We start from the raw sequence: 6,327 nt of genomic DNA on the forward strand, positions 1-6,327 counted from the left end.
ACGTGCTTTTAACTTCAAGAATAGTCTAAATCCTTAAGTTGATGGATGTGGGGTAAGACCACAACAATGGCAACAACTACAACAATGGCAACAGCAGCAACAACCGCAACAGCAGCAACAACCGCAACAACAGCAACAATATAAGTGTCAATGTGATGGAAACGAAGCTCTTTGTGTTTCAATTCCAGTTCCAATTACAGTTGTTCTTTTGGGAACGAAACTCCAAGTTGAATTACCGTGTATTAGAATAACTTCCGAAGAAGATATTACACCAGTATTGAAAAAGTTGATAAAGTCCCTTGGTGGTTTACTTGGCGGTTCAGGTAGCACTTCGTCTTAAAACTACAACTTTACTTATTTATTCGGATAATACTAGTTTTCGTTTAAGCGAGGCAACGTAGACTAGAATAGCAATAAGTAACTTTTGTGTGATTTGAACTATAAGTTTGCCGTTTTGGCAAGGTTATGGTTCTTTTTAATTGTGGCAAAATAATGCTTCTTATTAAAATTTTCGGCCAACTTATGAGTAAAGTGACATCATTATTGATTCTAAAAAATAAAAAATCGCCTTATTAAAGGCGATTCATAATTTATTCGTTTTGCATCCTTTTGATAAATAAATATCTTTTAAAATTAAATGCAATGTTTTACATTAACGTGTTTCTGGATCTTTGTCTTTTTTTCTAAGACCAAATAATCCTACTAGTCCCAATAAACCAAGCCAAGCCCAATTATTATTTTTATCACGATTATCATTTAAATCATTTGTCGTATTTACATTTCGAGTTCTCACATCATTATTAACTCTATTCATGTTATTGTCATTAACGCGAGTTGTAATATTATTATTGTTAACTCTATCCGTATTATACCCATCGTATTCAGCATGGACACTTGTACCAAAAATCATAATAGTTAGTAATAGGGCACCTAAAATAGATGAAAGTTTTTTCTTCATGGTTTTCCCTCCTTTCGTATTTAGTAATGTCTCCAGTTCCTTTAGACAATATTCGGTTGAAAATATATAAAACCATTTGAATTGAAATTATGATAGACGTCTTTAATTTTTACTATTAAAAGTACTTATAATAATGGATTAAGTTAATTGAAATATATTTATTCTTTATAAGAATAAATTTTTGGTAACGGTACATTCTATGAGAGGTAATTACTATATTTGGGTAAGGTGTTCCTTATGAGTTATAAGAACTTATTTTCTTTAATCCAGAACATGGTTAGGAAAATTTTTTCTATAGTAAGTATTGTTGCTAAAAGTCTAATTTCTTTAAGGAGGAATATTTTTATGGGTATTTTAAGTGGAAATCCACAAAATGAACCAATGCACTACGGAGAAGTCTTTGGAATTTGGAGTTATCTTGCAGCGGCACAAGGCGCAATTGCTGGATATCAAGTTCTTATTAACCACACAGGAGACGAGGATTTAAAGAAATTTTTAGAAAACCTTGTAGAGAATGATATCCAATCAGAAGTTGAAGAATTAAAAAATATATTAAAATTGAATGGTGTTGCATTACCACCAGCACCTCCAGAAAGACCAGTTGCATCTATTGAAACGATTCCTCCTGGAGCTCGTATTAATGATGCGGAAATTGCTGCAAAAGTTTCTATGGATCTTGCTGCTGGGTTAGTAGCATGTAGTCAAGCTATGGGACAATCTCTTCGAGAAGATGTTGGAATGATGTTTGGTCAATTTCATATGAAAAAAGCACAAGCTGGAGCTATATTACTTCGTCTGAATAAGAAAAAAGGTTGGATTATTCCGCCTCCATTACATGTTCTACAATCAGATCAAGCATAATACTTAAATAAAATTCAATTTTTTCTTTGGTGAATACAGTTTAATTAAAGGACTATTTTTCGCTCATATTTTGCTCACAAATGCTATGAAAATACGTGAGAAAGTATGAAGTGAATTTTTATAACGAAATATAGCGCAATAAATAAAAAGTGCTATAACCGCTTATTTAATGGGCGTTTATAGCACTTTTATATTTTTGTGTTATACAAAATAAACAACCTTAAAACCGCTCATTCTTCTCCCAAGATTCAACGATATAGCATGAGAAACCTTATTATATCAAGGTTTGTAAGTGGTGATTTAACTCGATGCTCACATTTTGCTCACATTAGAATTTTTCGGCTTTTATTTGATGTTTTCATAAGATTTTATTACATTCTCAAAATTTTCTGCGGCCTGTTGCTGCATGTTTTGTGTGATATGGCTATACTTGTCTAATGTCATTTGAATAGAAGAGTGTCCTAAGCGATCCTGTACAATTTTAGGATGCTCACCAGCTTGGAGCATAAGTGTTGCATGTGTGTGCCTTAAGTCGTGAATACGAATTCGTGGAACACCAGCTTTTTTATAATGGTCTTTCAAAAAACGATGAGGAGCATCTATATGTAAGGGACAATGAATCGTATTGCCAGCGAAAATATAGGCCTCCTCATTCAAGGAGATACCCCAGCGGAAAAACTCTTTCTTTTTATAAAGGTAGTATGCTTGTAACTCTATTACAACAAAGGAAGAGATACTAATACTTCTATTAGAAGATTTAGTTTTAGTAGCAGCTTTAAATAGTCCTTCTTCAGTTTTTACAAGTGATTTATTAACTAGGATACGTTTATTATCAAAGTCAATATCCTTCCATGTTAGTGCAAGTAACTCTCCACGTCTCATACCAGTATAGATTGCGAGTAAAAAGAACATATAGTACTTTTTATTTTTTTCTTTTAAATAATGAAGGAATCGATTACATTCCTCACTGGACCATGTTTTCATCTCACCTTGCTCTTCACGTGGTTTTTTAACCTTATTCATTATATTATCATGTATGATTTCCCATTCTACAGCGTGTTTGAAAATGCACCTTAGGCAGCGATGGATATTGCTGATTGTACCATTTGATAGTCCTTTTTCCTTAAGTTCAGCATAGTAGCTTTGAATCATTACGGGCTTAATACTTTTAATTTTTTTATAACTAAATGGGGGAAGGATATAGAGCCTAACTCAGCTTTACGAAGAGGCTTTAACTTTTCCCATACATCTAAAACAGTTAATTGTTTGTCATTATGGTATTGTCATTCCAAACGAATCCGAAGAAACAGGTGTAGGCTTATAAGGAATGCTTTCACAATTAACAAAAGCTTTTCAAGAACATGTGACAAGAACTGATGCTAGGTTGAAAGAATTAGAGCCTATAAAACCTAAAGGGAATATAAAACATAGGAACAGAGTAAAACGTCATAGAAGACCGTCTAGACATACGAAAAGGAATTGTCAGAAAGGGGTGTAATTATGCGAAATGAGGAAATTATTATAGACTTAGCAGATCCTGTGTTTACAAAGACAATTCGTTCCCGTCAAAATGATAAAAATGGATTGAAAATTACTGTAAATGTAAGAGAACTGGGGAATAGTGTTGATTTAACTGGATATGCAGTCAAATATGAAGCGAAAAATCATACAGGGGCATTCATTCGTGATGATGCTCAAATAATTGATGCGAAAAATGGTGTGTTTTCATATACTTTTACATCTCAAGCAGTTTCAACTTCGGCCGATTGGACTGCTTATTTTGTTATGGAAAAAAACGCTGAACGAACGAGTACCCCTGATATCCGAATTGTGCTTAAGCGAGATGTAAAAGAAGGAAATATGAAAATAGAAAACTATATTTCTGATTTTGAAAAAGCTATAGAACAAGTGGCAGGATATCGAAAAGAAATTGATGATACAAATAAGAGAATTATAGATACAAACAACAAATTTGTAGAGTTAACAACATTAATTAATGCGAAAGGTGTTCAAGTACCAAAGATCACAACAGAATCAGGTGGGCAAACTATTTCTGTTAGTGATATCACAAAGAACATTCTCGACGAAATAGCTGCAAAAGGTGCTGGGATGAATACAATTTATTGTGCTACAGGTGTGCAAAATACAATTCCATCGAGCAAACCTTGGAGGGGAATTTCTTATTTTAATCAGAATAATATTGGCTTTGTAATCGCTAAAGATAGTGTAGGTGGATTTTATACAAATTATCTAAACGGAAATAACGGGTGGACAGGGTGGACAAATCATGTCACAAGAGAGGATTTTGTAGGGTGGGATTTTACTGTACAAGGATTTAAACGATCTACCGATACATATTGGACTCAGATGTCAATCACTAACGCTTCAAACGTTGAAGGAAGACAAGTTACTAGAGCGAAACGAAGTGGCGACCAAGTTTCCGTTATAGGCTCTTTAAAGAATATAAAAGAAGGGCAAGTTGTATTCAATGTTCCAGCTGGATTGCGACCTGCTCAACAAATAACAGATGTTGTTATTATTGCTGGTCCACCTTATTCTATATGTGAATTTAACGTAGAAACTGGCGGTAATGTAAAAATATACAACATCACTACTGACAAAACTATTCATTTTTCAATCAATTATTTAGTATAAAAAAGGAGGTAAACAAGTGGAACGTATCGACGTATTCATAAAAACGTTTATAGCTACCTTTGGTGGCTTCTGTGGATATTTCTTAGGAGGATGGGATGCAACATTGAAAATCTTAGTGACGATGGCAGTTATTGATTATTTAACTGGAATGATTGCAGCAGGATACAACGGAGAGTCAAAAAGTAAAGTAGGTTTCAAAGGCATCGCCAAAAAGGTGGTGCTTTTTCTTTTGGTTGGAGTGGCAGCGCAATTAGATACAGTGTTTGGAAGCAACAGCGCTATCCGTGAAGCGACAATCTTTTTCTTCATGGGTAATGAATTGTTATCACTTTTAGAAAACGCTGGACGTATTACACAAAAAATCCCTTACTTAATCCAGAAAGGATACTGGGGTGGTGGAGAAAAAAATATGATCTGCCTTGGAAATGAAAAACAGTGGGCTTACCTAAAACATTTTGATATTCAATGGTTCTATGCATACACTAAATATTGGCCAGGGTATCAAATCCGAATTTACGATGGACCGAACGGCAATGACATTGGTTTTGTGGATGGAAGTGAGCCGTATCAATTATTTAATAGACAAGATGGGCATATTGATATCGGTGGAAATCGTTGGATTCGTGAGGAACATGTAATTATTAAATAATAGGTGGTTTCAAAAGTACACAACAACAAAGGTAAAACATACTATGTAACTGCTAGCGAGGCATATGTATTTATGAAGTGAAAATCCGGCTCTTGTGAGTCGGATTTTCTTTTTTTATATTTAAGATAAGATTGCCTTTCTTAAATATAAAATTATGAATAGATAGGAATTAATTCTTGTTTAAAATCTTCATACATACCTAAAGCAATTTTTAAAATTTTTTCTAAGCTGTCATAATCGCTAAATAGTACTGGCTTAATTCTAGTATCTGGAGAAATTAAAAGTCTTGAATATAGACTCCATGGACTACCTAATCTTAGTTCATCATTATGATAAACTACCCAAGTAAAATCCAGAACGTTTACTTTAATACCAATATTAAAATAAAATAAATTTTCTTTTTTATCACCTAGTTCTCCAACTTTTAAAAACTTTTCTTTTTTATCATAAACTGATTTATAACCTAGCTTTTCAAGTATTTGTTGAATGTCTTCAATATTGGGATTAGGAATGATTTCTTCGGCATCATAATTTTCTCTCGAAAAAGAAGAAAGTTCTGTGTATCTATTAACAAAGTCAATTTTTTTTAGTGCTGTTTCTATTTCAGGTTTTAATTTTAAGCTCATAATTATTCCTCCCTAAATCTTAATGTTACACCGTATTCTTCAGCTATTTCTTTATACTTTTCTATATTTTTAATGTTTTTAATGTTTTTATTAGATGCTGGCACCTCTAAAATATAGTCTCCATTAAGTTTTAGGCCATCTAACTTAGGATACTGATTTGATCTTAATATTATTATTCCCTACCCAAAAACTCCCATGATTTTCCCCTTTCTTTTTAAATTATTATGTATATCTTTATTTATGTAGGTACCTTAACATATTATCATTTTCATTGGAATGAATATTCTGAAAGTTATTTATCAACCACACTCGAAGAAGGAATTTTATTGTTATTTTGTGGAATTATGATAATCATAGATAGAAACGAGGAGGATGGGGTAGCTATGAGCACACCTGTAGTAACTAAAGAACAAATTAAAAATTCGTTAGATATTTGGTTTCAATTTATGTTAAACCAAGATTTTGTGCAATCAAAAACATTAAAAGAAGAAATCGAATCGAAAATAAGTCATATCGAAGAAGATCAACAAATATTATTTTATTATTCATTATTAGATTTTAGATATAAAGTATTAAGC

General features: G+C 32.7%; 6 protein-coding genes and 3 pseudogenes. 6 read left to right on the forward strand and 3 right to left on the reverse strand.

From position 1 onward, the window contains the following. Positions 1–49 precede the first annotated feature (49 nt). Positions 50–340, forward strand: a pseudogene (locus AB3X48_RS16080) (hypothetical protein); the annotation flags it as partial. A 312-nt stretch (positions 341–652) separates the two neighbouring features. Here AB3X48_RS16080 and AB3X48_RS16085 read toward each other — a convergent pair. Beyond that, entirely contained in the window at positions 653–958 is a 306-nt protein-coding gene (locus AB3X48_RS16085; RefSeq protein ID WP_016104697.1) for a WGxxGxxG family protein, read from the reverse strand. Positions 959–1,303: 345 nt separating this feature from the next. On the opposite strand from AB3X48_RS16085, the gene AB3X48_RS16090 reads away from it, so the two are divergent. After that, positions 1,304–1,819 carry a DUF3231 family protein gene (locus AB3X48_RS16090; RefSeq protein WP_000512143.1) on the forward strand — a complete coding sequence of 172 codons (516 nt, stop codon included), beginning with the start codon at positions 1,304–1,306 and terminating at the stop codon, positions 1,817–1,819. Between the two features lie 345 nt (positions 1,820–2,164). Here the strand turns inward: AB3X48_RS16090 and AB3X48_RS16095 are convergent. Beyond that, positions 2,165–3,099 (reverse strand): annotated as a pseudogene (locus tag AB3X48_RS16095) (tyrosine-type recombinase/integrase); the annotation flags it as partial. Between AB3X48_RS16095 and AB3X48_RS16100 the strand changes: the two are divergent. The 3 genes and pseudogenes from AB3X48_RS16100 to AB3X48_RS16110 all read left to right on the forward strand — a co-directional run. Continuing rightward, positions 3,081–3,317 (forward strand): annotated as a pseudogene (locus AB3X48_RS16100) (tail fiber domain-containing protein); the annotation flags it as partial. The pseudogenes AB3X48_RS16095 and AB3X48_RS16100 sit on opposite strands and share 19 nt — an antisense overlap. Before the next feature lie 2 nt (positions 3,318–3,319). Continuing rightward, the gene (locus AB3X48_RS16105; RefSeq protein WP_016104700.1) at positions 3,320–4,474 is read left to right on the forward strand and encodes a BppU family phage baseplate upper protein; all 1,155 of its coding nucleotides are present in this window, start codon (positions 3,320–3,322) and stop codon (positions 4,472–4,474) included. A gap of 109 nt (positions 4,475–4,583) precedes the next feature. Continuing rightward, a complete protein-coding gene (locus AB3X48_RS16110; RefSeq protein WP_372343034.1) occupies positions 4,584–5,123 on the forward strand; it encodes a phage holin family protein in 540 nt (179 codons plus the stop codon). Between the two features lie 152 nt (positions 5,124–5,275). Here the strand turns inward: AB3X48_RS16110 and AB3X48_RS16115 are convergent, their stop codons facing one another. Further along, positions 5,276–5,749, reverse strand: a complete 474-nt coding sequence (locus AB3X48_RS16115) for a hypothetical protein (RefSeq protein WP_016104702.1) — start codon at positions 5,747–5,749, stop codon at positions 5,276–5,278. A 383-nt stretch (positions 5,750–6,132) separates the two neighbouring features. Between AB3X48_RS16115 and AB3X48_RS16120 the strand changes: the two genes are divergently transcribed. Then, positions 6,133–6,327 (forward strand): response regulator aspartate phosphatase (locus AB3X48_RS16120; protein ID WP_367959733.1); only part of this gene is annotated, 195 nt, incomplete at its 3' end.

This window comes from Bacillus sp. S4, from assembly GCF_040838205.1.
Taxonomy (GTDB): Bacteria; Bacillota; Bacilli; order Bacillales; family Bacillaceae_G; genus Bacillus_A; species Bacillus_A cereus_U.